Source organism: Humibacter ginsenosidimutans (assembly GCF_007859675.1).
Taxonomy (GTDB): domain Bacteria; phylum Actinomycetota; class Actinomycetes; order Actinomycetales; family Microbacteriaceae; genus Humibacter; species Humibacter ginsenosidimutans.
Map to the genome: position 1 here is coordinate 4,099,257 of NZ_CP042305.1, position 21,626 is coordinate 4,120,882.

Sequence of the window (21,626 nt, forward strand, 5' to 3'; positions counted from 1 at the left end):
TCGTCAGGCTCGCGATGGCGCCTTGCGCAGCACGAAGTAGCCGAGCACCAGGCTGACCGCTGCCGGGATCAGCAGCCACGCGACGACCCCGACGGCGCGCACCTGCAGGAACCACTGTCCGACGGCGGGCCACGATGACGTGAGGGTGGCCGCAGCGATCAGGCCCGCGAGGATCAGCACCACGATCGCGCCCAGCGTGTAGAGGCCGTTGGCGCGCCACCGCACGTAGACGCTGCCTGCGAGGGCACCGAGGGTGAAGCAGACCATGAACGCCGCGAACGTGGCGAACAGCCGCTCCCAGACCGGCCCGGTGCCGAAGTACACGTTGCTGAACATGTGGGCGCTCATGCCGTAGCCGTGCGTCCAGTCCTCGACGTACGAGAGCAGCGTGCAGGCGACCGCGAAGAACAGGCCCTGCAGCACGAAGGCCAGCACCGTGCCGAGGTAGTAGTCCCTGCGCGTGGCCGACATGCCCACCGCGAACCGGAACGTGAGGTTCATCGCCTGCACGGCCGCGATCGCGAAGTACACGAAGATGTACATCGTCGCGCCCGACCATTCGGTGCCCTCGAGCTGCTCGTGCGTCGCCGCGAAGATCGAGATCCAGATCACCATGTTCACGAGCCAGACGAAGCCGAGGATCATCCACGGCAGCGCCATCATCGAGAACCTGTTGGCGAAGTGCAACCGCGTGATGGTCCAGATGCGGTGACCTGCACCGGGGATCGGTGCAGAGTCCGCCAGCGCGGCGGTAGTGCTGACGGCGGTCATGACAGTGCCTCCCTGTCGGCCGCGCCGAAGTCGGCTGCGGCGGAGTTGGTGGTGCGCACGATGAGCTGCTGCAGCGAAACGGGAGCGAGCTCGAGGCCGGCGGCCACGGCATCCCGGCGCTCGTCGGCATCCAGCCGTTCGACCGTCACGGAGGCCAGCCCGCCGACGCCCTCGCGGTGCAGCACCGTGCGTCCCGCGACGAACGCGTCGACCGCACCGCGGGAGCCGACCACGGTGGTGGCGGAGTCGCGTGCCGCCTCCGCCGACTGGTTCATGATGATGCGGCCCTTGTCGATGACGACGACGTGTTCGAGGATGTTCGCCACCTCGTCGATCAGGTGTGTGGAGAGGATGATCGTGCGCGGATGCTCGGAGTAGTCGGCGAGCAGGCGGTCGTAGAAGATCTGCCTGGCCACGGCATCCAGCCCGAGGTACGGCTCGTCGAAGAACGTCAGCGGCGCGCGCGCCGCGAGCCCCACGATGACGCCGACGGCGGAGAGCTGGCCGCGCGAGAGCTTCTTGATGCGCCGGTTCAGCGGCAGCTGGAAGTCGTCGATGAGCTGTGCGGCGAAGTCGGCGTCCCAGTTCTCGTAGAACCAGGGCGCGCAGCCGAACACGTGCTTCGGCTTGAATTCGTCGGGGTACTTCTGGTTCTCCTTGATGAACGAGAGCCGCGAGAGCACCCGGGCGTTCTCGACGGGGTGCTCGCCGAAGACACGGATCTCGCCCGAGCTGGCGAAATCCTGGCCGGTGACGGTCTGCATCAACGTGGTCTTGCCTGCGCCGTTGCGGCCGAGCAGGCCGGTGATGGCGTCGGTCTTGAACGTGAGGCTCACGTCGTCGAGCGCGGTGACATCGCCGAATCGCTTGGTGAGCCCGCTGATCTCGACCACGGGGGCGGTCGATGTGGTCACGATGCTTCTCCTTCGTGGGTGATGAGGTGCTGGAGTTGAGCCGGCGTGATGCCCAGGCTCTTCGCCTCGGCGATGAGCGGCACCACGAAGTCGGCGCGAAAGCTCTCGCGTCGTTTCGCCAGCAGTCGTTCTCGGGCCCCGGCGGCGACGAACATGCCGATCCCGCGCTTCTTGTAGAGGATGCCGTCGTCGACCAGCAGCCCGACGCCCTTGCCGGCCGTCGCCGGGTTGATGCGGTGGAACGACGCGAACTCGTTCGTGGACGGCACCTGACTCTCCTCGGGCAATGTGCCCGAGATGATGTCGTTCTCGATCTGTTCCGCGATCTGCTGGAAGATCGGTTTGCCTTCGTCGATCACCGGCTCTCCTCGTTGGTTCATTAGTAGAGTAACTAACCGAAGAGGCGGTGTCAACGCCCGGTATCGAACGGCGAGGGCATCGCGAGTGCGCAACGGTGTCGACGCTCCGTGCAAAACTCAGGAGCAAGCTCTCCGCGGCATGGAGCGAAGACGGAACTCGTGGGGGCCACGGTGATTCGGCCGTCGGTTCGTCCTGAGTTTTGAACGCGGCGGGGCTGTGCGGCGGGACTGAGTGCCGGGGTCGTACGGGTGGAGCCCGTACGGCGCGGCGATGCGACAGTCCACGGATGTCGGGACGGGACGCCGCCCCTAGGCTCAACGCATGGCCGACGAACTGCACGAGCTGACCGCCCTCGCCCAGTGGAACCTGCTGCAGAAGGGCGAGGTGACGCCGCTGGAGCTGGTCGAGCACTACCTCGGCCGCATCGAGGCGCTGAACCCGCAGGTCGGTGCCTTCGTGACGGTGACCCCGGATGCCGCGCGCGAGCGGGCGGCACAGGTGGCGGCATCCGTTCCCCGCACATCGCCCCTGTGGGGACTGCCGTTCGGCGACAAAGACCTCTGGCGCCGCAAGGACGTGCCCGCAGGCTTCGGATCGCGGCTGCTCACCGGCTACGTGCCCGACGAGTCGGACGAGATCGTTCTCGACCTGGATGCCGCGGGCGCCGTCAGCCTCGGCAAGACCGGCGCCCCGGAGTTCGGCCTGCCCGCCTACACCGAGACACTGGTCGCGCCGCCGGTGCGCACGCCGTGGGACCTCACGCGCGGCGCCGGAGGCTCCAGTGGGGGAGCGGCTGCCGCTGTGGCGAGCGGCATGCTGCCGTTCGCGCCGGGATCGGACGGCGGCGGGTCGATCCGCATCCCCGCCGCCGCGTGCGGGGTGGTCGGACTCAAGCCCTCCCGCGGCCGCGTTCCGTCGGCGAGCGGGCTCGAGTCGCTCGGCGGCCTTGTCGTCGGCGGTCCGATCGCCCGCACGGTCGAGGATGCCGCACTGCTGCTCGACGGCATGATGGCGCGCACGAACGGCCGCGTCGACCACCGCTTCGCGACCCGCGCGCCAGGGGACGACAGCGCGTTCCTGCCGGCCGCCGTGCGCGGCGAGGGCCGCTACCAGCTCGGCGTGATGACGACCAGCGCGTGGGATCTCGACTACGAGATCACCATCGATCCGGATGCCAGCGCAGCCCTGGACGCCGCCGTCGACGCGTTCGCGGCGCTCGGCCACGGCATCGAGCAGACGGCGCTCACCTCCGATCCGACGTACGCACCCGCATTCATCACGATCTGGAAGGCCGGCGCCGCCCGCATCCCGGCCGAGGGCGACGCGCTGAACCTGCTCGAACCGCTGACGCGTTGGCTGGTCGAGCAGGGACGTGCGCTCGGCGCGGCCGAGTTGAGCGGCGCGCTCGCCGCCCTGACCGCCTACGAGCGCTCGCTCATCCGCCAGCTGTCCTCCTTCGACGCCGTGCTCACACCCGCCCTGGCGATGACGCCGCGGCCGATCGGGTGGTACGACGCCGAGGATGCCGAACGCAACTTCGCGCAACAGGTGCAGTACACCCCGTTCACGTCGATGCTCAACGTGAGCGGACTGCCGGCCATCACGCTGCCGGTGTGGCAGACATCCGACGGGCTTCCGATGGGCGTGCAGCTCATCGGTCGACCGGGGGGAGAGGCTGCGCTGCTCGCGCTCGGAGCGCAGCTGCAGCGCCGCATCGGCTGGCAGCACCGCCGGCCGCCCGTGTGGTGAGCGGATACCGGCGCTCTCGTCCAGGGAGCTCAAAGGCGGCGTGGGGTCAATGGTCGGACTCGCTTAGGTAAGGCTGCCCTTATACTGGAATCACCATGTATCGACCCGACCACTCAGCGCACACCGGCGCGACCGCGCATCGCGACGACCGCGTGCAGTTCGTCGTGACGGGAGACGAGACCTCTCTCGCCGAGCTGCAGAGCGAGCTCGCGCTGCTGCCGCTGTGCGCCAAGGGTCGGGTGTTCGTGGAGATCCCGGAACCGAAGGATGCATTCGAGCTGCAGGTGCCGATGCGCATGACGGTCGCGTGGCTGCCGCGCTCCACGCGCGGCGGACGCCCAGGCACGGGCGAGCGTTGCGCTCCCGGACAGGCTCTCGGTCGAGCGGTGCGCGCCTGGAGCGCCGAAATGCTGTGCGACGGCCCCGGCGACACGCAGGCCATCCTCACCGGTGAATACCGCGCCGTGAGCGCCGCCTACGAGGTGCTCGCCGAGCGTGCAGGCATGCCCGACGCCCAGATCACCGCGCCCGACCGGTTCACTCTGCACCGCAACTGAGCGCCAGCCCCATCCCGTGGGCCCCGGAGCACCGCGCAGCGGTGCGTCTCGAAACCCGACACGTCGCTGCGAGTTCAACGTCGGCGGGTTTCGAGACGCGCGTGGCAAGCCGCGTGCTCCTCAACCCTCGGGTGCGGAATCGCCGAGGCCGAGCATCCTCTCGGTCGCGGCCCACAGGTCGCGCGCCAGTTGCGGGTTGTGCGCCTGGGAGTTCACGCGGCCGTTCGGTGTGAAGCGGTCGAAGTAGGTGCCCGTCGGCGCACCTGGTGTCTCCGCCCCGATGAGCGCCAGAAGCGGCGCGGCGCCGTCGGCCGTCGAACGTCCGTAGTGCCCGGCGGTGACGGCGTTGCCGAATCGGATGAGCGGGGACTGCCCGCCGAAGCGCGTCACGATCGTGCCCGGATGGAACGAGTAGACCGTGATGCCGGTTCCGGTGAGACGTTCGCCGAGCTCGCGCGCGAACAGGATGGTGGCGAGTTTCGAGGTTCCATACGCCTGCCATCCACCCCGCCACGGCCGCTGCAGCCAGTCGAGGTCGTCGAGGCGCAACGAGCCGAACAGGTTGGCCATGCTGGCCGTGCTGATGACGCGCACCGGCGCCTCGTGCGCACTCTGCACGAGGCGGTCGTGCAGCAGACGGGTCAGCAGGAACGGTGCGAGGTGGTTGGTCTGGATCGTGCGCTCGTGCCCGTCGACGGTTGTCTCGCGCCTGCTGTAGAGCCCACCCGCGTTGTGCGCGAGCACGTCGATGCGGTCGAGGCGGGCCAGCAGCTCGGATGCCAGGCGGCGCACGTCGTCGAGTCGCTCGAAATCCGCGATGAAAGGTTCGGCTCCGATGCGATCGGCGACGGCGCGGGTGCGTTCCGGGTTGCGTCCGACGACCGCGACCCGCGCGCCCTCGGCGGCGAGAGTCTGCGCGGCATGCTCACCGATGCCGGAGCTGGCACCCGTGATGACGATGGTGCGACGTTCGTCGCCAGCCGGCCCGGGCCGCTCTCCGCTCACAGGTATCCACCCTTCTCGAGGCCCGCCTCGATCTCGAACCGATTGCGCAGCGGGTCGCGTCCCGCTGCGAAGTACAGCGCAGGAAAGAGCATGCCGTACCGCTGCCACTGGCGCTTGTGCGCGGCCTCATGGTCGAGCACGTCGTCGGTGACGTTCTGCGCGGTGAGATAGCAGCCGCCCACGCACGATCCCCCGCGGCCGAAGGTGCGGCGAGGCATCCCTCGAAACACCCACAGGCCATGACGGCGCTCGACGCGGCCGACACTCCAGAGAAACCCCCAGGTGAAGCCGACCGCCGTGGCGTACCAGTAGCCGAGCCGGGAGATGCCGGAGTCGACCAACAGGAGCCTCGGCACCTCGAGCAGGCCGCTCAGCGCATTCACCACCGCGCGGTCGAGGCGGGTGTCGCTCATTCCGTGGGGCGCCCGTACGCCTCGAGCAGCCGCAGCCACACCTCGCTCAACGTCGGGTACGACGGCACCGCGTGCCACAGACGATCGATGGTCACCTCGCCCACCACGGCGATCGTGGCGGAGTGCAGCAGCTCGCCCACATCGAGGCCGACGAACGTGGCGCCGACGAGGACACGGCGGTCTTCGTCCACGACCATGCGGGCGCGGCCCACGTACTTGTCGCTGGCGATGGTCGCGCCGGCGACCCACGAGATGTCGTAGTCGACGACGCGGGTGCGGATGCCCGCGCGCTCCGCCTCCGCGGCGCTCAGCCCCACAGACGCCACCTCCGGGTCGGTGAACGTCACCTGCGGCACGGCGGCGTGATCGGCGGTCGCAGCGTGGGTCGACCACGGCGTGAGCGAGAGCGTTCTGCCGTTGGCGCGGGCGGCGATGGCGTCGCCGGCGATGCGGGCGTCGTATTTGCCCTGGTGGGTGAGGAGGGCGCGGTGGGTGACGTCGCCCGCGGCGTAGAGCCAGGCATCCTCGCCCGCGCCGTCGAATACGCCGCCGTCGGCGCCGAGCACGCGCAGCGAGTCGTCGGTGGGCAGCCAGTCGCCCGGGGTGAGCCCGATGGTCTCGAGGCCGAGGTCGATCGTGACGGGTACGCGGCCGGTGGCCACGAGCACCTCGTCCGCGGTGACGGACGTGCCGTCGTCGAGCTCGATCGTGACCTGGCCTGTGCCTTCGTCGCGCCTGACGCGCGTGGGGGAGGCGCCGATCGTGACGCTCGCGCCCAGGTCTTCGAGCGACTGCTGCACGAGCTCGCCCGCGAAGGGCTCGTTCTTCGTCAGCAGGCCGCTGCGGGCGATGACCGTGACCTCGACCCCGAAGCCCGCGTACGCGGTCGCCATCTCGACGGCGACCACGCCGCCGCCGATGATCGCGAGCGACGACGGCACCTCCTGAACGCTCGTGGCGTCGCGACTGGTCCACGGGTCGGCCTCGGCGAGGCCCGGAATGTCGGGCAGCAGCGCGGCCGAGCCCGTGCAGACGGCGACGGCATGCGCGGCGGTGATCGTCGTGACCGAGCCGTCGGGTGCCGTGACCTCCACGCGCTTCGGGCCGGCCAGCCGTGCGTGGCCGCGCACGAGGTCGATGTTCGCGCCGTTCAGCCATTCGACCTGGCCGTCGTCTTTCCAATGCCTGGTCACCTTGTCGCGACGGCGCAGCACGGCGGCTACGTCGAGATCGCCCGTGACCGCCTGCTTCGCGCCGTCGACGTCGCGTGCGGTGCGCACCAGAGCCGCGCTGCGCAGCAGCGCCTTCGACGGCATGCACGCCCAGTACGAACACTCACCGCCGACCAGTTCGGATTCGATGATCACGGTTCTCATGCCACCCTGCACGGCACGGTCGGCGACGTTCTCGCCGATCGCGCCCGCGCCGATGACGACGACGTCGTACTCGATCTCAGTCACGGTCTCGAGCGTATCCGCGGCGCGCGACGTGCGGGGCGGAATCGGCGTCAGGTCTCGGGAAGAGCGCGGGTCAACGCGCTGAGCACCCGCAGGATGACCGAGAGATCGTCGGAGGCGGCATCCGGGGTCCGCGGTGCGAACTCGGTGATGCCCGCTCCCGCCAGCTCGAACCGAGCGCGCAGGGCGGTGATGGCGGCGACCAGTTCGTCGGGCTGCACCCCGAACGGTTCAGGGAACTGAACACCCTCGATCGCGCCCGGATCGAGCACGTCGAGGTCGACGTGCACGTACACGGAGTCGGCGCCGGTGGCCTCGACGGCACTGGCGAGGGCATCCGGCGATCGCAGCTCGTCGACGGTCACGACACGGATGCCCGCCTCGTCGACGAACGCGGCCTCCCCGTCGTCGAGTTCCCGCGTTCCGCCCAGCACGAGGGCGTTCGGCGCGAGAGCCGTGTCTCCCGTCGAGGCCAGCGGTGCGGCACCCTCGCCGAGCAGCGCGCGCACCACCATGCCGTGGAAGGCGGCAGACGGCGAGGTTTCGGGCGTGTTCAGGTCGCCGTGGGCATCCAGCCAGACCAGCGCCATGGTGCCCTTCGGTCGGCGTGACACCGCGTGCTGCACCCCCGCGAGCTCGGCACCGCAATCACCGCCGATGGTGACGACCGGTCCGTCGCCGATCGCCGACAGCTCCGTGAGCGCGGCCAGCGCGCGGTCGCGCACCGACGAGATCGACGACAACCGGTGCACGCCGGTGCCGAGCGATTCGCCTGCTTCCATCGGCACGTCGACGGTCGTCGTCGCCGAGGCGGGCAGATCGCCGGCGATGGCGGCTGCGCCGTCCATCAACTGCATCGCGCGCGAGGAACTCGATCCCTGCCACTGGGGCACGATCAGAAAACGGGTCGGCATTGGATCATTCTCTCCCGAAGGCGAAGCGGGTGGACGGCCGTGTGTTGCGGCCGTGAGCGAACCTCCCTGACGGCGGGTGCCGAGGCTTCGCCGGCGTTCGGCACCCGCCGACGTCGCTACCTGGTCGCCGTCGCGAGCGCCGCCCGCAGTTCGTCGGCGCTCAACCGCGGCCCGTATGCAGGGGTGTCGCGCTGGATGCGCCAGCTCTCGCTCAGCGGGCCGCCGTCGACGGTGTCGAAGCCGATCGCATCGATGAAGGCCGCCACCTGCTGCGTGGAGTCGGGGTCGTCTCCGAAGATCGCGAGAGCGCGACGGCCCTCGGTGCCGGCATCCTGCGCCTCGTCGGTGATGGCCGAGGCATAGATGTGGTTGAACGCCTTGACGACGTGCGCGCCGGCCAGGTGCTCCTGCAGCTTCGCGGAGCTCGTCTCGCTGAGGTCGTCGAGCTCGGCGATGTGACCGTCGCGCTCCCAGTAGTAGTTGTTCGTGTCGATCACCGGCTTGCCCGCCAGGGGCGCCGCGGGAACCTTGTCGATGGCGTTGAACGGGATGGTGACCACGGCGATGTCCGCGGCCTTCGCGGCATCCGCCGCTGTCGCGGCTCGTGCATGGTCGCCGAGTTCGGCGACCAGGTCGCCGAGTGTCTCGGGCCCGCGCGAGTTGCTCACCACCACGTCATAGCCGTGCGCCACCGCCTGCCTGGCGATCTGCGATCCGATGTGTCCTGCTCCGATGAGTCCGATGGTCGTCATGCTCGAGGCAACCCGTGGGCGGCCCTGGCGATTCCCGAGGGTGACCGATCGATTTGTTCGATGGCGGAGCTGGCGTTTCGAGACGCGCGCTTCGCGTGCTCCTCAATGCACGGTTCTCCTCAGCGGACGGCGGGAATGGTGGCGAGCATGCGCTCGAACGCCGCGTCGACGTCGGGGTTGAAGCGCTGCGCCTCGGGATGCCCGTCGTACCACTCGACGATCTCGCGGGCTCCCGTGTCGAACGTGACGGTGGTGGCGAACTCCGGCACGAGCTCCTTCACCTTGCTGTTGTCGAACACCATCGAGTGGGCCTTGTCGCCGACGAGCCCCGGTCCGAGGTCGGGCGCGATGCGCGCGATGGTCTCGGAGGCCACGTGCGCGAGCACCGGCTCGACGCCCGCCGCCTCGCCCAGCCACGTGTAGATCTGGTTCCACGTCGGCGCGTGGTCGCCGGTGATGTGGAAGCTGTCGCCGATGGCGAGCGGGTTGCCGAGCAGACCGTCGAAGGCGACGGCGAAGTCGGAGTTGTGCGTGATGGTCCACAGGCTCGTGCCGTCGCCGTGCACGACGACCGGCTTGCCCGCCCGCATGCGGGCGATGTCGACCCAGTGCCCGGTCGTCGGAATGGAGGTGCGGTCGTAGGTGTGCGACGGCCGCACGATCGTGGCGGGGAAGCCGTGCTCGCGGTACTCGTGAACGAGCAGGTCCTCGCACGCGATCTTGTCGCGCGAGTACTGCCAGAACGGATTGCGCAGCGGCGTGGACTCCGTCACCGGCAGACGCTCCGGCGGCGTCTGGTAGGCGCTCGCCGAGCTGATGAAGACGTACTGCCCGGTGCGGCCGGAGAACCTCGCCACATCCGCGGCGACGTGCTCGGGAGTGAAGGCCGTGAACTCGGCGACGGTGTCGAACTCGCGGGGGCCGATGACGGCATCCACCGACGCGGCGTCGCGGATGTCGGCGACGATCTCCTCGACGCCGTCGGACAGAGGGCGGGTGTGCGACTGCCCTCGATTGAGCACGGTGACGGACGCCCCGCGCTGCACGGCGCGCGCCACGCACGCCGAACTGATGGTGCCGGTGCCGCCGATGAAGAGGATGCTCTGAGCCATTCCCCGATCCTGGCAGCGGTGGCGCGGAAATGGGCTCGGGTGGCAGGCGGCACCTCGACTCGCTGCGCGCGTTTCGGGGGCGGCGACGGCGGCACCCCGTAGCGTTGGCTGGTGACTTTCGACGACCCGTATGGATCCGACGTGCTCTCCGGCAACTGGCGCGCACGCGGCATCGAACAGCCGAAGACGATCCCCGCCGAGAAGGACCTCGTGGTCGAGCTCGCCGACACGGGATACACCGGCGCGGTCGTCGGCATCGAGAACCGGCTCGTGCAGCTCGAAGACAGGCACGGCAAGGTGCGGGCATTCCCGCTCGGCGGCGGGTTTCTCGTCGAGGGCAAGCCCGTCGTGCTGGTCGCACCGAAGGCGGCGCAGGCGCAGCGCGGACCGGTGCGCACGGCATCAGGCTCGTTCGGTGTGGCGGACGCTCCCGCCCGCATCGCCCGCGCCAGCCGCATCTTCGTCGAGGGCAGGCACGACGCCGAACTGGTGGAGAAGGTCTGGGGCGACGATCTGCGCGTCGAGGGTGTCGTCGTCGAATACCTCGGCGGCATCGACGATCTGGCGTCGATCCTGCGCGACACGCAGCCGACCGCGCGCAAGCGCATCGGCGTGCTCGTCGACCACCTCGTGCCCGGATCGAAGGAGTCGCGCATCGCGGATGCGGTGGCGCGCGGCCCGCATGGGGCGCACGTGAAGATCGTGGGGCATCCGTACATCGACGTCTGGCAGGCGGTGAAACCCGACCGGCTCGGCATGAAGGCGTGGCCGCAGATTCCGCGGAACATCGAGTGGAAGAAGGGCATCTGCGCCTCGCTCGGCTGGCCGCACGACGACCAGGCGGACATCGCGCGGGCCTGGAAGCGCATCCTGTCGACGGTGTCGACCTACCGCGATCTCGAGCCGGCCTTCCTCGGCAGGGTGGAGGAGCTCATCGACTTCGTGACGAGCGAGGTCTGACCGGCGATCATTGTCCTCGAGGCGTCACGCCGTCGGGTCGTGGAACGCTCCGCAGCGCCAGCACGGAGTGGCGGTGCTGCCCTCGACGAGGGCGCCGCACTCCGTGCACACGTACTGCAGCCAGCAGGCCGCGTCGCCGCCCTCGAACTCGACTGATGCTGTCTCGTGCGTGTCGCTCGATCGTTCCGCCGCGGGGCGTGCGGCGCCCGGCGCAGCGACTCGGTCGTGCCGTTCGGTCATCGCGCACCTCCACCTCCATGCTGACGCATCGGCGCCCGATCGCGCTCGGTGCGGGATCACTACCCTGAGTGAGGCGGGCTTGCCCAGTGCACCGGGACGCACGTGAACGGCGGAGCCACCGGATGAGCGGAAGGGAACGAGGCATGCGGATCGCGGTCGTCGGAGCGGGCGGTGTCGGCGGGTATTTCGGGTCGCAGTTGGCGGCGAACGGTGAAGACGTGGTGTTCGTGGCCCGTGGGGCGCACGGCGCGGCGATCCGCGAGCACGGCCTTCTGGTGCGCAGCGACGAGCATCCTCAGCATCTGACGAGCCCGAACGTCGTGGAGAGCGTCGATCGTGTCGAGGAGGCCGAGCTGGTGGTGCTGGCCGTCAAGCTCTGGGACACCGACGACGTCGCGCGCAGCCTCGCGCCGCTGGCCGAGGCGGGCGCCGCCGTCGTCTCGTTGCAGAACGGCGTGCAGAAGGATGACGTGCTGCGGCGGTATCTGCCGCGCGAGAGCATCCTCGGGGGCGCCTGCTACATCTCGGCGTTCATCGAGAGCCCCGGCGTGATCGCACACCATGGAGCGCTTCAGCGCATCGTGCTGGGCGAGTACGACCGCACCCGCTCCGACCGCGTGCTCGACATCGTCGCGCGGTGCCGTGCCGCCGGCATCAACGCCGAGGCGAGCGACGACATCGAGCGCGAACTCTGGGAGAAGTACGTGTTCCTGGTCGGGATGTCCGCGCTCACCTCCGCCACGCGCCTCACCATGGGCCCCATCCGTGCGAACCACGAGACGCGTCGGCTGCTCGCCGAGGTGATGGCCGAAGCGGTCGCGGTGGGACGAGCGCGGGGTGTCCACCTGGACGACGGCCTCGTGGCCGAGCGGCTCGCGTTCATCGACACCGTGGCGCCCGGCATGACCTCGTCGATGGCGAACGATCTGGCCGAGGGGCGTCGCCTCGAGCTGCCGTGGCTGAGCGGGGGAGTCGTGTCACTGGCGGCCGAGGACGGCATCGGCGTTCCTGCGAACCGCACGATCGCGGCGCTCCTGGCGCCGTACGTCGACGGCGGCGTGGCCGCCTAGCGTTCGCAGGACCTCAGCCCGAGTGCGCGATCTCCGTGGCCGCGCCCCGCATGCCTGCCAGCACGTCGCGCACGGCCGCCCTGGCCAGCGACTCCGGCCTGGCGAGCACGTCGACGTTCCTGGCGAAGGTGCCGCCGACGATGGGCACCAGCGCCAGGTCGTCGCCCACCAGCTCGCGCGACGAGTAGCGGGGGAGCATCCCGATGCCGGCGCCACGACGTGTCAGCTCGGCAAGCAGCGGAAAGTCGTTGACCTCGTGCGCCACGACCGGCCGCTCGCCGATCAACGCGCCCAGATGATCGATCACGCCGGCCAGCGGAAAGTCCGCGTGCGCCACCAGCCAGCGCTCGCCCCGAAGGTCGTGCGGCCGCACGCTCGTTCTGCCCGCCAGCCGATGCGTGACGGGCAACGCCACGTCGAGCGGCTCCGCGAACAGCGGAGTCACGCTGACGCGCGCGGGCCATTCCTGCGCGTTCGGCAGGCGGTGGGCGATCACCAGGTCGTGGTCGGCGGTCCGGCCGGCGAAGTCGCGCACCGCGACGTCCACGTCGCTGAGGTGCAACGGCGGCCCGTCGATGGAAAGCCGCGGGAGCAGCAGCATGAGGATGCTCGGCAACCCGCCGACAGACACCGTGCGGTCGCTCGTGGCGAGGTACGCGTCCACCGACTCGGCGGCATCCGCGAGCGCCGACTCGACCCCGGCGGATGCCGCGGCCAGCGCTTCGCCCGCCTCCGTGAGCCGCAACGTGCGGCCGGTGCGCTCGGTGAGAGGCACGGAGAACTCGCGTTGCAGCGCGGTCAGCTGCTGCGACACGGCGGAGGGCGTGATGTAGAGGGCGCGGGCGACCGCGGCGATGCTGCCGCGATCGCCGAGCTCGCGCAGAAGCCGGAGTCGGTGCGGGTCCACGTCTCCAGAATAGGCAAGAAAAATTGAATCAGGACATCAGCACAATGAAGTTGTGCTAACTGGTACGCGCACCGAGCATCGAAGGGTGCCCGACACCACAGCCGCCGCGATCCCGGTCGACATCCGCAACCCCGGACGCGTCCATCGCCCTCGCCGCGACGAGGTGCTCGCCGACGCGCTGCTCGTCGGCGTCGCCGTGGCGTGGGGGTCGAGCTTCGTCGCCACCAAGCAGCTGTCGGCGCAGGTGGGCGTTGTACCCGGCCTGTCGCTGCGGTTCCTGTTCGCGGCCGCGGCGGCGTGGGCGATCATTGCCGTGCGCCGCGACCGCATGCCGCGCGGCCGCACGTTGCTCATCGCGATCGCGCTCGGCGGGTTCCAGGCCGTGATCATCGGCCTCGAGACCTGGGGCGTGCACCTCACCACGGCGACCAACGCCGGACTGATCAGCTCGCTCGCCCTCATCGGCACACCTCTGCTGGAGAGCATCGCGTCGAGGTCGTGGCTGCCTCCGTCGTTCTTCGTCGTGGCGGTCGTCGCCGTGGTGGGGGTCGCCCTGCTCGTGTCGTCCGACGGGTTCCACGCGCCCAACGCCGGTGACCTGCTCATTCTGCTCGCGGCCTTCGTGCGCTCGGTGCGCGTGGTGACCGGCGGCCACCTCATGCGCGGACGGCCGGAGAGCTCGCTCAGCGTGGTCGCGGTGCAGGTCAGCGTGAGCGCGATCGTGTTCACGGCCGCCGCCGCACCGAGCCTGCCCGCCGCGTTCGTGCACATGTCGGCTGCGTCGTGGTTCGACGTCGTCTTTCTCGGGCTGGCGTGCAGCGTGTTCGCGTTCGCGATCGAACTGTGGGCGGTGCGGCGCACGTCGGCGGCGCGCGCGAGCATCCTTCTCGGTACCGAACCCGTGTGGGCGGTGGCCGTCGGATGGCTGCTCGGCGGTGAGAGCCTCGGCTGGCTCGGGCTCTTCGGCGGCGTGCTCATCGTGGCGGCGAGCCAGGCGGGCAGCGCGATCGAGCGCCGGCACCGCGGTCGCGCTACGGGGTCTGAGCGAAGAACGCCAGCTCGTGCTCTGCCGAGACGCGGAACGCGGTCGCCATCCGCAGCAGCTGCTCGTCGTTCGCGTTCGCCGCGGCGATCCGCGCCCAGCTGATCGCGTCGGCCGTGGCCTGCGCGAACCCCGGGTCGGAGTACGTCGCCAGCCAGTCGCGGTAGGGATGCTCGTTGTGACTGTGCTCCGCAAGGCGCTCGCCGACATCGAGATAGAGCCAGAAGCACGGCAATGCCGCAGCCACGATCGTGCCATAGTCGGGGCCGGCCGCGGCCAGGTGCGCCAGGTAGGCGCGGTTCACCGCCGACGGTTCGACGTCGGGTTCGCCGCCGAGCCACGCGTCGTGCAGCTGCGCCTCGCCGGTGATGCAGTCCTGTGCCGCGGATGCCCAGAAAACCTGCTCGGCACGCGTCGGTGCCAGCGCGCTCGCCTTCGCCAGCACGCGGGCGTACTCGCGCAGGTAGAGCGCATCCTGCTCGAGATAGTGGCGGAAGACCCGCTCGTCGAGGCTGCCGTCGGCCAGCCCGCGCACAAAGGGCAGCTCGTCGATGCCCTCGCGCACCGGAGCGATGGCGTTCCACCAGGCCTGCGTATGGTCGACCGGGATGTCCCGGCGCAGCCCCGCGAAGTGGTCGATGGGTCCCTGTCCCCGGCCCACGCGCAACGCCTCGCCGCCCCGCAGCGCACGGGTGAGCCAAGCCTTCGACTCGGCGACGGCCGTCGCCCAGTCGCCGGTCGCCGCGTAGCGTGTGGCGACCGCGCTGGAGAGCGAGCAGCCGGTGCCGTGGGTCGCCGTGGTCTCGACACGCTCGGCGTCGAACTCGATGACGGAGCCGTCGGGCGCAACGAGCGCGTCGGGCGAGCGGTCGCCGGAGAGGTGTCCGCCTTTCACGAGCACGAGCACCCCGTGCGCCGCGGCCAGGCGTTCGCCCTGTTTCAGCGCGTCGGTCCAGATCGTCGCGAGCGGCTCGCCGCACAACACCGCGAGCTCCGGCAGATTCGGTGTGATCAGGTCGGCGCGGTGCAGCAGGTCGCGGAGGGCGTGCTCTGCGCCGGCATCCAGCAGCCGCGATCCCGTCGTGGACACCATGACGGGATCGAGCACGACGTTCGCGGGGCGTCGATCGTCGAGCCAGTGCGCCACCTTCTCGATCGTCGCGGTGGCGGCGAGCATGCCGATCTTCACCGCGTCGATCTGGATGTCGTCGGCGACGACATCCAGCTGCTGCCGCACGAACTCCGCGGGCGGCAGATGCACGCCCGTCACGCCCGTCGTGTTCTGCGCCGTGAGGGCGGTGATGACGGCCATGCCGTAGCCGCCGTTGGCGGCGATGGCCTTGAGATCGGCCTGGATTCCCGCTCCTCCGCTCGGGTCGCTGCCTGCGATGCTCAGCACGCGGGGAACGCTCATCGCGCGGCCTCCCATGCGCTCACCAGGTCGCGGGTGGCGGCCTCCGGGTCGGGGGCGGAGCACACCGCGGAGACGACCGCGAGGCCCGCAGCTCCCACCGTCGCGAGCGCGTCGGTGTCGGCGACGGTGATCCCGCCGATCGCGACGCACGGGAGCGCTGTCACGCGGGCGAGGGCTCCGAACCCGTCGATGCCGAGTGGTTCCGGATGATCGGGCTTGGTCGCCGTCGGCCGGATGACGCCCACGCCAAGGTAGTCGACCGTGCCGCTCGGCAGGGCGGCGATCTCGCGCAGGTGGTCGCGTGTGTTGGCGGTGAGGCCGACGACGGCGTCGGGGCCGACGAGGGCACGCACCTGTTCGACGGGCAGATCGGACTGCCCGACGTGCACGCCGTCGATGCGTGCGCCGGCCGCACGCGCGGCGAGGCACACGTCGACGCGGTCGTCGATCAGCAGCAGCGCCCTGCCGTCCACGACCTCGGCGGCGCGAACCGCGAGTTCGTAGAAGTCGCGGGCGGATGCCGTCTTCTCGCGCAGCTGCACCGCCGTCGCGCCGCCGCGGACCGCCGCGGCGACCACCGCGAGCACGCCGCGGTCGCCGCAGGCGGCGGCGTCCGTCACGAGGTACGTGCTCAGCTGCTCGCGCCGCAGTCGGGGCCGGGCCGCGAGCGCCGCCGCGGAAGAACTCGCCGCCGCGAGGGCGGGGGAGGCGAGGCCGGTCACGAGAGGCGCGCCTCGGAGATGACGTGCTCCGGTGTGATCGCCGCCAGCGAGTCGAGCAGGTTCGCGGCGAACGTGCCGGGGCCCCACGCCTGCCGTTCGGCGTGCTCCGCGGCGATGTTGTAGACCGTGACCGCCGCGACCGTCGTCGCGAACCGGTCCGCCGACGTGGCCGCGAACGCGGCCATCACCGCGCCGAGCGCGCATCCGCCTCCCGTCACCTTGGTGAGCAGTGGATGCCCGTTTCCGGCCCGCACCACCCGCTCGCCGTCGGTGATGACGTCGACCGCACCGCTGACCGCGACGATGCTCCCGTGGTCGTGAGCCAGTTCGCGTGCGGCGTCGAGCGCGGATTCGGGGTCGTCCGTGGCATCCACGCCGCGTCCGCCCCGCCCGCGGCCCGCGACGGCGATGATCTCGCTCGCGTTGCCCCGGATCACTGTGGGACGCAGGTCGAGCAGCTCGGCGGCCAGTGCGGTGCGCACCGGCAGCGAGCCGACGGCCACCGGGTCGAGCACCCACGGAGTGCCGCACGCGGAGGCGGCGCGAGCGGCTTCGCGCATGGCATCCCGGGGCTCGGCGTGCGGGGTGCCGAGGTTGATCAGCAGGCCGCCGGCGATGGTGGCGAACGGGCTCGCCTCGCCGGGGATGTCGACCATGGCGGGCGCCGCGCCGAGCGCGAGCAGCACGTTGGCGGTGAATCCGGTGACGACCGTGTTCGTGATGGCCTGCACCAGCGGGGCGCTCGCGCGCACCCGGTCGAGAAGCGCAGCGGATTCGGCGACGAGGTCGTGGGCTGTGCCTTCGCGGGCGGGTGCGCCCTCGCCCCCTGCGGTGCGCCCACCCGTTGCGGAGTGGTCGATGGTCGGTGAATCGATCTGCGGCGTGCGCGCGCTCATTCGGGACATCCCTTCGCTAGTCCGAACTAGATCAGGTTCGACGGGTGTGATCTCAGCGCCGATGCGGCGCACCCCGTGTCACTGCGTCGAGCATAGCGGCGGGCGGGCGCGGCGGATGCCGGCGTCGATACAGGTGCGCGGCGCCAGCGACTCCACACCGTGCGTCTCAAAGCAGGCGAGTTCGGACAACGGTGCGGCTTTATCGACCGCCACCGTCCATGGCCTGATCGCCTTTCAGCTGAAGTCGAGTTCGCGCAGGTGCATGCCTTCGGGCACGGTGTTGGTCTGGAAGTAGTGGTAGTAAACCTCGGCTGCTGCGTCAGCATCGAAGACTTCGGACGGTGCGACGTGCAACTTGTATTTCCCGTATCGCACGAGCTCCGTTAGTTCTTCGTCCGCTGCTTCCGCTCGGCCGACGGCGTATTGGTGGAAGTTCCCGTCCGCCGCGAGCCGACGGATCTCGATTGTCATCCGCTCTGCCGTGCCGGCGGACTGCAGATATTCCTGCCCGTAGTCGGTCTTGCGAGCATCAGACCAAGAGACGCCGTCAGCGAGCTTCGTCAACTCATACGAGAAGTTCTTCTCACCGTCGAGCAGACCCAGGCTGCGACGAAGCTGATCCTTGTAAGGCCGGAAGGCGTCTGTGAGCTCCATGCTCGTGTGGTTGTTGCGCGTCGCGATGTACATGAATCTCCCTACCGCACTCTCATCTCGCGAACAGAGGTGATCTTGATCGCCTTGCCGTTGAGGACTGCTGTTGCTGGATTGTCGGCGCTCACTTGGGTGCTGAAGGCTCTCTGGCTGCGAGAGAGTCCGGTACTTCCGCTTTGAGCCCGACACTTTCGCATGTGCCGGGCCCCGTGTCTGCGGATCAGCTGAAGTCGAGTTCGCGCAGGTGCATGCCTTCGGGCACCGTGTTGGTTTGGAAGTAGTGGTAGTACACCTCGGCTGCTGCGTCCGCATCGAAGACCTCGGACGGGGCGACGTGCAATTCGAAGGCGTCGTATCTCACGATTTCGGTCAGCGCCTCGTCAGCGGCTTCCGGCCGACCGATCGCGTACTGGTGCAGCTTTTCGTCCGCCTCGAGCCGACGGATCTCGATTGTCATCCGGTCAGCGGTTCCGGCCGATTGAAGGTACTCGACGTCATAGTCGACACCGGGCTTGGCATCAGTCCACTCAACCTCATCCGAGAGTCTTGAGAGCGAGTACGCTGCCCTGTCCTTGCCATCAAGCAAACCCAACTCGCGTCTGATCTGCGCCGGATAAGAGCGATATGCGTCGCGGAGAACACCACGTGAGCGATCATTGAATGCGCTTATATAGGTCAAGATCCTGCCTGAGCGACCTGGCGAACAACAACTGAAGTAATTCTGATCACTTTCCCTTCGCAAGTGCCGTCGGGTTTGACTTCGAGCCTGGTCCGTCGTCGCGGCAGTCCTGAATGTGCGCGGCCGAAGCAGGAAGCCCGTTCGATCATCGGGGGCTGCGACACCCACATGGTCCCGGTCGCGAGTCGCCCTGTGGTGCCCCCAGAAGGATTCGAACCTTCGGCCTTCTGCTCCGGAGGCAGACGCTCTATCCCCTGAGCTATGGGGGCTCAGTGCCCGTCAAGGCTAGCATCCGATCCGAGCCTCGACGGAACGCCGGGGCTCGACCGCGGCGGCGCGCTCTCGCACCCCTGCTCCGCTGTCCCGTCGTGTCGCCTATCCCTGCGCAACACGACACTTCGGGACAGCCGAGCGCGGCGGCTCACGCACTCCCTTCCACTCCGCTGTCCCGTCGTGTCGCCTATCCCTGCGCAACACGACACTTCGGGACAGCCGAGCGTGGCGGCAACGCGTGGGCGACGCTTCGGGACAGCGGAGCGGGGAGGTGACACGCGACGGCAGCGCGGGCGACGCCTCGGGACAGCAGAGCGCGACGGCGCTCGTTTACTGCAGATTGCCGATCACGTCGGCCATCACGAGACTCGCGTCGCCCGGCTCGTGGAAGTCCTTCGACTCGGCCACGATCCAGTAGGCGCCCGTGAACGCTTGGGCGACACCCGACGTCGAGTCGGCGGCGAAATACCCCATCACCTTGGGTGGCACGCCATAGGTCGGAACGACGTTGCTGTCGCGGATCGCGGTGTTCTTCAGCGACGTCAGGTCGGTCGCGGTGGGTTGTGCGATCGACACGGCGACGATGTTGCCGCTCGTGCCGTTGCGGTAGCCGCAGGCGACTCCGGCGTCGGCGACGGCCGTCGCCGCGTTCGACCCCTTCTCTGCGGTGAACCCGGAGTCTGCGGTCAGCTTCGGCACCAGCTTGCCGAGCTGGTCGCTCGTGAGCACCTGATCGCAGCTGAGCGTCACGGGCGTCGGTGTGGCTGTCGGGGAGGATGACGCCGTCGCAGCGGGCGTCTTCGTGGTCGTCGAACGGATGTGCGGGGTCACCGAGGCGACGGGATCGGGCGAGCCCGCGCATCCGGCGAGCAGAAGCGCCGAGGCGGCGACGACGATGGCGGCCGTGACACGGCCGAGCTGGGCTGCATGCCGGGGGCGGAGTGTGCGCATGTGGGTGCTTTCGATCGCGGTGGGGGGATCGCGTGCGCACGAGAATAGCAAGCGCCGGTGAGGATGCCCGATGCGCGGCGGGTGCGCAGCCTGCGGCCGATAGACTTGGCCGTCGTGAATCCCGATCAGCTCGCCGACCAGTTGTACGCCATCGTCACGCGCGTGGTGGACGCTCGACGCGCCGAGCAGGGATCGACTGAGACGGCTCCGTTGTTGTCGCGCGCGGACATCCGGCTGGAGCGTCCGAAGAACCGCGATCACGGCGATTGGGCGTCGAACGCGGCCATGCGCCTGGCGAAGCCGCTCGGCGTGAACCCGCGCGAGTTGGCGCAGGAGATCGCGTTGGAGAGCGAGCGGCTCGACGGGGTCGCCCAGGCAGAGGTCGCTGGCCCAGGCTTCATCAACTTCCGCCTCGATGCGGCGGCCGCAGGCGCGCTCGCCAAGACGATCGTCGATGCGGGCGAGGAGTATGGCCGCAACGTCACGCAGGCCGGACGAACGATCAATCTCGAGTTCGTCTCCGCGAACCCGACGGGTCCGCTGCACATCGGACACACCAGGTGGGCGGCGCTCGGCGACTCGATCGCGCGCGTGCTGAAGGCATCCGGTGCCGAGCTCGCCAGCGAGTACTACATCAACGACGCGGGCGCCCAGATGGACAAGTTCGGCGACTCCGTGCTCGCTGCGGCCAAGGGCGAGCCCACGCCGGAGGGCGGCTACCCGGGCCAGTACATCGCCGACCTCGCAGCCGCCGTGCTCGAGCGCGAGCCCGACCTGCTGTCGCTGCCCGATGAGGATGCCCTCGCCACGGCCCGCGAGCTCGCCTACGACCTGCAGCTGGCCGAGATCCGTCAGTCGCTGAAGGACTTCAACGTGGAGTTCGACGTGTTCTTCAGCGAGCGCACGCTGCACGCGAAGAACCCCCAGACGGGCACGAGCCTCGTGGACGACGCCGTGGGCCGGTTGCGCAAGCAGGGTCACGTCTTCGATGCGGACGACGCCGTCTGGGTGCGCACCACCGACTTCGGCGACGACAAAGACCGGGTCATCCGGCGAAGCAACGGCGTCTACACCTACTTCGCGGCCGACGCGGCGTACTACCTGAGCAAGTCCGACCGCGGTTTCGAGCACAAGATCTACCTGCTCGGCGCCGACCACCACGGATACGTGCACAGGTTGCGGGCGCTCGCCGGCGCGGCAGGAGACGATCCGAATCGTGACATCGAGGTGCTGATCGGACAGCTCGTGAGCGTCAACGGCGCTCGGCTTTCGAAGCGGGCCGGCAACATCATCGAGCTCACCGACCTGCAGAAGTGGCTCGGAACAGACGCTCTCCGCTACTCCTTGGGTCGCTCACCTGCGGACTCTCCGCTCACGCTCGACCCCGAGCTGCTGCGCAGCCACTCCAACGACAACCCCGTGTACTACGTGCAGTACGCACACGCCCGCACCCGCTCGGTAGCACGCAACGCCGAGGCGGCGGGTGTGACGCGCAGCGCGTTCGCGCCGGAGCTGCTCACGCACGAGACGGAATCCGCTCTGCTCGGCGCACTGCAGGAGTTCCCGCGCATCGTCGCCATGGCGGCGGAGTTGCGCGAGCCGCACCGCGTCGCGCGGTACATCGAGGAGGTCGCGGGGCTGTACCACAAGTGGTACGACAACTGCCGCGTCATCCCGCTCGGCGAGGAGCCCATCACCGACGTGCACCGCACCCGGCTCTGGCTCAACGACGCGACGGGCCAGGTCATCCGCAACGGGCTCGGCCTGCTCGGCGTCTCGGCGCCCGAGCGCATGTAGCCACCGGCGGCACGCCTCGT

Annotated in this window: 23 protein-coding genes, 1 tRNA gene and 1 riboswitch; of the genes, 6 read left to right on the plus strand and 18 right to left on the minus strand. The window is 69.6% G+C overall.

Annotated features, from left to right (window positions below):
* Positions 1 to 3 precede the first annotated feature (3 nt).
* From FPZ11_RS18720 to FPZ11_RS18730, 3 genes are read right to left on the minus strand one after another with little or no spacing between them, the layout of a single operon-like run.
* Positions 4 to 771: a hypothetical protein gene (locus FPZ11_RS18720; protein ID WP_146322513.1), complete on the minus strand. Its 768-nt coding sequence runs from the start codon at positions 769 to 771 to the stop codon at positions 4 to 6.
* Positions 768 to 1,685 carry an ABC transporter ATP-binding protein gene (locus tag FPZ11_RS18725; protein WP_146322514.1) on the minus strand — a complete coding sequence of 306 codons (918 nt, stop codon included), beginning with the start codon at positions 1,683 to 1,685 and terminating at the stop codon, positions 768 to 770. The genes FPZ11_RS18720 and FPZ11_RS18725 overlap by 4 nt, the downstream gene beginning before the upstream one ends.
* Positions 1,682 to 2,044, minus strand: coding sequence for a GntR family transcriptional regulator (locus tag FPZ11_RS18730; protein WP_246846410.1), 363 nt, complete (start codon positions 2,042 to 2,044; stop codon positions 1,682 to 1,684). Before FPZ11_RS18730 ends, FPZ11_RS18725 begins: the two co-directional genes overlap by 4 nt.
* A gap of 322 nt (positions 2,045 to 2,366) precedes the next feature.
* Between FPZ11_RS18730 and FPZ11_RS18735 the strand changes: the two genes are divergently transcribed.
* Together FPZ11_RS18735 and FPZ11_RS18740 are read left to right on the plus strand one after the other, a co-directional pair.
* The gene (locus FPZ11_RS18735; RefSeq protein WP_146322516.1) at positions 2,367 to 3,794 is read left to right on the plus strand and encodes an amidase; all 1,428 of its coding nucleotides are present in this window, start codon (positions 2,367 to 2,369) and stop codon (positions 3,792 to 3,794) included.
* A gap of 95 nt (positions 3,795 to 3,889) precedes the next feature.
* Positions 3,890 to 4,351 carry an SIP domain-containing protein gene (locus FPZ11_RS18740; RefSeq protein WP_146322517.1) on the plus strand — a complete coding sequence of 154 codons (462 nt, stop codon included), beginning with the start codon at positions 3,890 to 3,892 and terminating at the stop codon, positions 4,349 to 4,351.
* Positions 4,352 to 4,471: 120 nt separating this feature from the next.
* On the opposite strand, the gene FPZ11_RS18745 is transcribed toward FPZ11_RS18740, so the two are convergent.
* The 6 genes from FPZ11_RS18745 to FPZ11_RS18770 all read right to left on the minus strand — a co-directional run bounded on the left by FPZ11_RS18745 (position 4,472) and on the right by FPZ11_RS18770 (position 10,004).
* Entirely contained in the window at positions 4,472 to 5,356 is an 885-nt protein-coding gene (locus FPZ11_RS18745) for an SDR family NAD(P)-dependent oxidoreductase (RefSeq protein ID WP_146322518.1), read from the minus strand.
* Positions 5,353 to 5,769, minus strand: coding sequence for a Fe-S oxidoreductase (locus tag FPZ11_RS18750; RefSeq protein WP_246846411.1), 417 nt, complete (start codon positions 5,767 to 5,769; stop codon positions 5,353 to 5,355). The genes FPZ11_RS18745 and FPZ11_RS18750 overlap by 4 nt, the downstream gene beginning before the upstream one ends.
* Entirely contained in the window at positions 5,766 to 7,229 is a 1,464-nt protein-coding gene (locus FPZ11_RS18755; protein ID WP_146322519.1) for a dihydrolipoyl dehydrogenase family protein, read from the minus strand. The genes FPZ11_RS18750 and FPZ11_RS18755 overlap by 4 nt, the downstream gene beginning before the upstream one ends.
* A gap of 47 nt (positions 7,230 to 7,276) precedes the next feature.
* Positions 7,277 to 8,140: an arginase family protein gene (locus tag FPZ11_RS18760; RefSeq protein ID WP_146322520.1), complete on the minus strand. Its 864-nt coding sequence runs from the start codon at positions 8,138 to 8,140 to the stop codon at positions 7,277 to 7,279.
* A gap of 116 nt (positions 8,141 to 8,256) precedes the next feature.
* Positions 8,257 to 8,892: an NADPH-dependent F420 reductase gene (locus tag FPZ11_RS18765; RefSeq protein ID WP_146322521.1), complete on the minus strand. Its 636-nt coding sequence runs from the start codon at positions 8,890 to 8,892 to the stop codon at positions 8,257 to 8,259.
* Positions 8,893 to 9,011: 119 nt separating this feature from the next.
* A complete protein-coding gene (locus tag FPZ11_RS18770) occupies positions 9,012 to 10,004 on the minus strand; it encodes an SDR family oxidoreductase (RefSeq protein ID WP_146322522.1) in 993 nt (330 codons plus the stop codon).
* A gap of 111 nt (positions 10,005 to 10,115) precedes the next feature.
* On the opposite strand from FPZ11_RS18770, the gene FPZ11_RS18775 reads away from it, so the two are divergent.
* On the plus strand, positions 10,116 to 10,964 hold the full coding sequence (locus FPZ11_RS18775) for a DUF3097 domain-containing protein (RefSeq protein WP_146322523.1): 849 nt from the start codon (positions 10,116 to 10,118) through the stop codon (positions 10,962 to 10,964).
* Positions 10,965 to 10,988: 24 nt separating this feature from the next.
* On the opposite strand, the gene FPZ11_RS18780 is transcribed toward FPZ11_RS18775, so the two are convergent.
* Positions 10,989 to 11,204: a hypothetical protein gene (locus FPZ11_RS18780; protein ID WP_146322524.1), complete on the minus strand. Its 216-nt coding sequence runs from the start codon at positions 11,202 to 11,204 to the stop codon at positions 10,989 to 10,991.
* A gap of 143 nt (positions 11,205 to 11,347) precedes the next feature.
* Between FPZ11_RS18780 and FPZ11_RS18785 the strand changes: the two genes are divergently transcribed.
* Positions 11,348 to 12,274, plus strand: a complete 927-nt coding sequence (locus FPZ11_RS18785; RefSeq protein ID WP_146322525.1) for a ketopantoate reductase family protein — start codon at positions 11,348 to 11,350, stop codon at positions 12,272 to 12,274.
* Between the two features lie 13 nt (positions 12,275 to 12,287).
* Here the strand turns inward: FPZ11_RS18785 and FPZ11_RS18790 are convergent, their stop codons facing one another.
* Entirely contained in the window at positions 12,288 to 13,181 is an 894-nt protein-coding gene (locus FPZ11_RS18790; RefSeq protein WP_146322526.1) for a LysR family transcriptional regulator, read from the minus strand.
* 85 nt (positions 13,182 to 13,266) lie between these two features.
* On the opposite strand from FPZ11_RS18790, the gene FPZ11_RS18795 reads away from it, so the two are divergent.
* Positions 13,267 to 14,328: a DMT family transporter gene (locus tag FPZ11_RS18795; protein WP_246846412.1), complete on the plus strand. Its 1,062-nt coding sequence runs from the start codon at positions 13,267 to 13,269 to the stop codon at positions 14,326 to 14,328.
* Here FPZ11_RS18795 and thiD read toward each other — a convergent pair.
* From thiD to FPZ11_RS18830, 7 genes are all read right to left on the minus strand, one after another.
* Positions 14,213 to 15,637 (minus strand): bifunctional hydroxymethylpyrimidine kinase/phosphomethylpyrimidine kinase, encoded by a 1,425-nt coding sequence (gene thiD, locus FPZ11_RS18800; protein WP_146322527.1) that lies wholly within the window; start codon positions 15,635 to 15,637, stop codon positions 14,213 to 14,215. The two genes, FPZ11_RS18795 and thiD, sit on opposite strands and share 116 nt — an antisense overlap.
* On the minus strand, positions 15,634 to 16,359 hold the full coding sequence (gene thiE, locus FPZ11_RS18805; protein WP_246846413.1) for a thiamine phosphate synthase: 726 nt from the start codon (positions 16,357 to 16,359) through the stop codon (positions 15,634 to 15,636). Before thiE ends, thiD begins: the two co-directional genes overlap by 4 nt.
* The gene (thiM, locus tag FPZ11_RS18810; RefSeq protein WP_146322528.1) at positions 16,356 to 17,255 is read right to left on the minus strand and encodes a hydroxyethylthiazole kinase; all 900 of its coding nucleotides are present in this window, start codon (positions 17,253 to 17,255) and stop codon (positions 16,356 to 16,358) included. Before thiM ends, thiE begins: the two co-directional genes overlap by 4 nt.
* A riboswitch (TPP riboswitch) is annotated at positions 17,247 to 17,341 on the minus strand. Its footprint overlaps the gene before it by 9 nt.
* A gap of 148 nt (positions 17,342 to 17,489) precedes the next feature.
* A complete protein-coding gene (locus FPZ11_RS18815) occupies positions 17,490 to 17,942 on the minus strand; it encodes a hypothetical protein (protein WP_146322529.1) in 453 nt (150 codons plus the stop codon).
* Between the two features lie 184 nt (positions 17,943 to 18,126).
* Complete coding sequence (locus FPZ11_RS18820; RefSeq protein ID WP_146322530.1) at positions 18,127 to 18,492, minus strand: hypothetical protein; 366 nt, start codon at positions 18,490 to 18,492, stop codon at positions 18,127 to 18,129.
* Between the two features lie 286 nt (positions 18,493 to 18,778).
* Positions 18,779 to 18,854: transfer RNA gene (locus FPZ11_RS18825), tRNA-Arg, on the minus strand.
* A 334-nt stretch (positions 18,855 to 19,188) separates the two neighbouring features.
* Entirely contained in the window at positions 19,189 to 19,809 is a 621-nt protein-coding gene (locus FPZ11_RS18830; protein WP_146322531.1) for an iron ABC transporter ATP-binding protein, read from the minus strand.
* Between the two features lie 114 nt (positions 19,810 to 19,923).
* On the opposite strand from FPZ11_RS18830, the gene argS reads away from it, so the two are divergent.
* A complete protein-coding gene (gene argS, locus FPZ11_RS18835) occupies positions 19,924 to 21,606 on the plus strand; it encodes an arginine--tRNA ligase (protein ID WP_146322532.1) in 1,683 nt (560 codons plus the stop codon).
* The last annotated feature ends 20 nt before the right edge of the window (positions 21,607 to 21,626 follow it).

What these genes read in the sequence shown, in the direction of transcription:
- FPZ11_RS18720 (WP_146322513.1), bottom strand. Translation starts at nt 771, where the DNA reads ATGACCGCCGTCAGCACTACCGCCGCGCTGGCGGACTCTGCACCGATC.
- FPZ11_RS18735 (WP_146322516.1), top strand. Translation starts at nt 2,367, where the DNA reads ATGGCCGACGAACTGCACGAGCTGACCGCCCTCGCCCAGTGGAACCTG.
- FPZ11_RS18740 (WP_146322517.1), top strand. Translation starts at nt 3,890, where the DNA reads ATGTATCGACCCGACCACTCAGCGCACACCGGCGCGACCGCGCATCGC.
- FPZ11_RS18750 (WP_246846411.1), bottom strand. Translation starts at nt 5,769, where the DNA reads ATGAGCGACACCCGCCTCGACCGCGCGGTGGTGAATGCGCTGAGCGGC.
- FPZ11_RS18760 (WP_146322520.1), bottom strand. Translation starts at nt 8,140, where the DNA reads ATGCCGACCCGTTTTCTGATCGTGCCCCAGTGGCAGGGATCGAGTTCC.
- FPZ11_RS18765 (WP_146322521.1), bottom strand. Translation starts at nt 8,892, where the DNA reads ATGACGACCATCGGACTCATCGGAGCAGGACACATCGGATCGCAGATC.
- FPZ11_RS18770 (WP_146322522.1), bottom strand. Translation starts at nt 10,004, where the DNA reads ATGGCTCAGAGCATCCTCTTCATCGGCGGCACCGGCACCATCAGTTCG.
- FPZ11_RS18780 (WP_146322524.1), bottom strand. Translation starts at nt 11,204, where the DNA reads ATGACCGAACGGCACGACCGAGTCGCTGCGCCGGGCGCCGCACGCCCC.
- FPZ11_RS18785 (WP_146322525.1), top strand. Translation starts at nt 11,348, where the DNA reads ATGCGGATCGCGGTCGTCGGAGCGGGCGGTGTCGGCGGGTATTTCGGG.
- thiD (WP_146322527.1), bottom strand. Translation starts at nt 15,637, where the DNA reads ATGAGCGTTCCCCGCGTGCTGAGCATCGCAGGCAGCGACCCGAGCGGA.
- thiM (WP_146322528.1), bottom strand. Translation starts at nt 17,255, where the DNA reads ATGAGCGCGCGCACGCCGCAGATCGATTCACCGACCATCGACCACTCC.
- FPZ11_RS18815 (WP_146322529.1), bottom strand. Translation starts at nt 17,942, where the DNA reads ATGTACATCGCGACGCGCAACAACCACACGAGCATGGAGCTCACAGAC.
- FPZ11_RS18830 (WP_146322531.1), bottom strand. Translation starts at nt 19,809, where the DNA reads ATGCGCACACTCCGCCCCCGGCATGCAGCCCAGCTCGGCCGTGTCACG.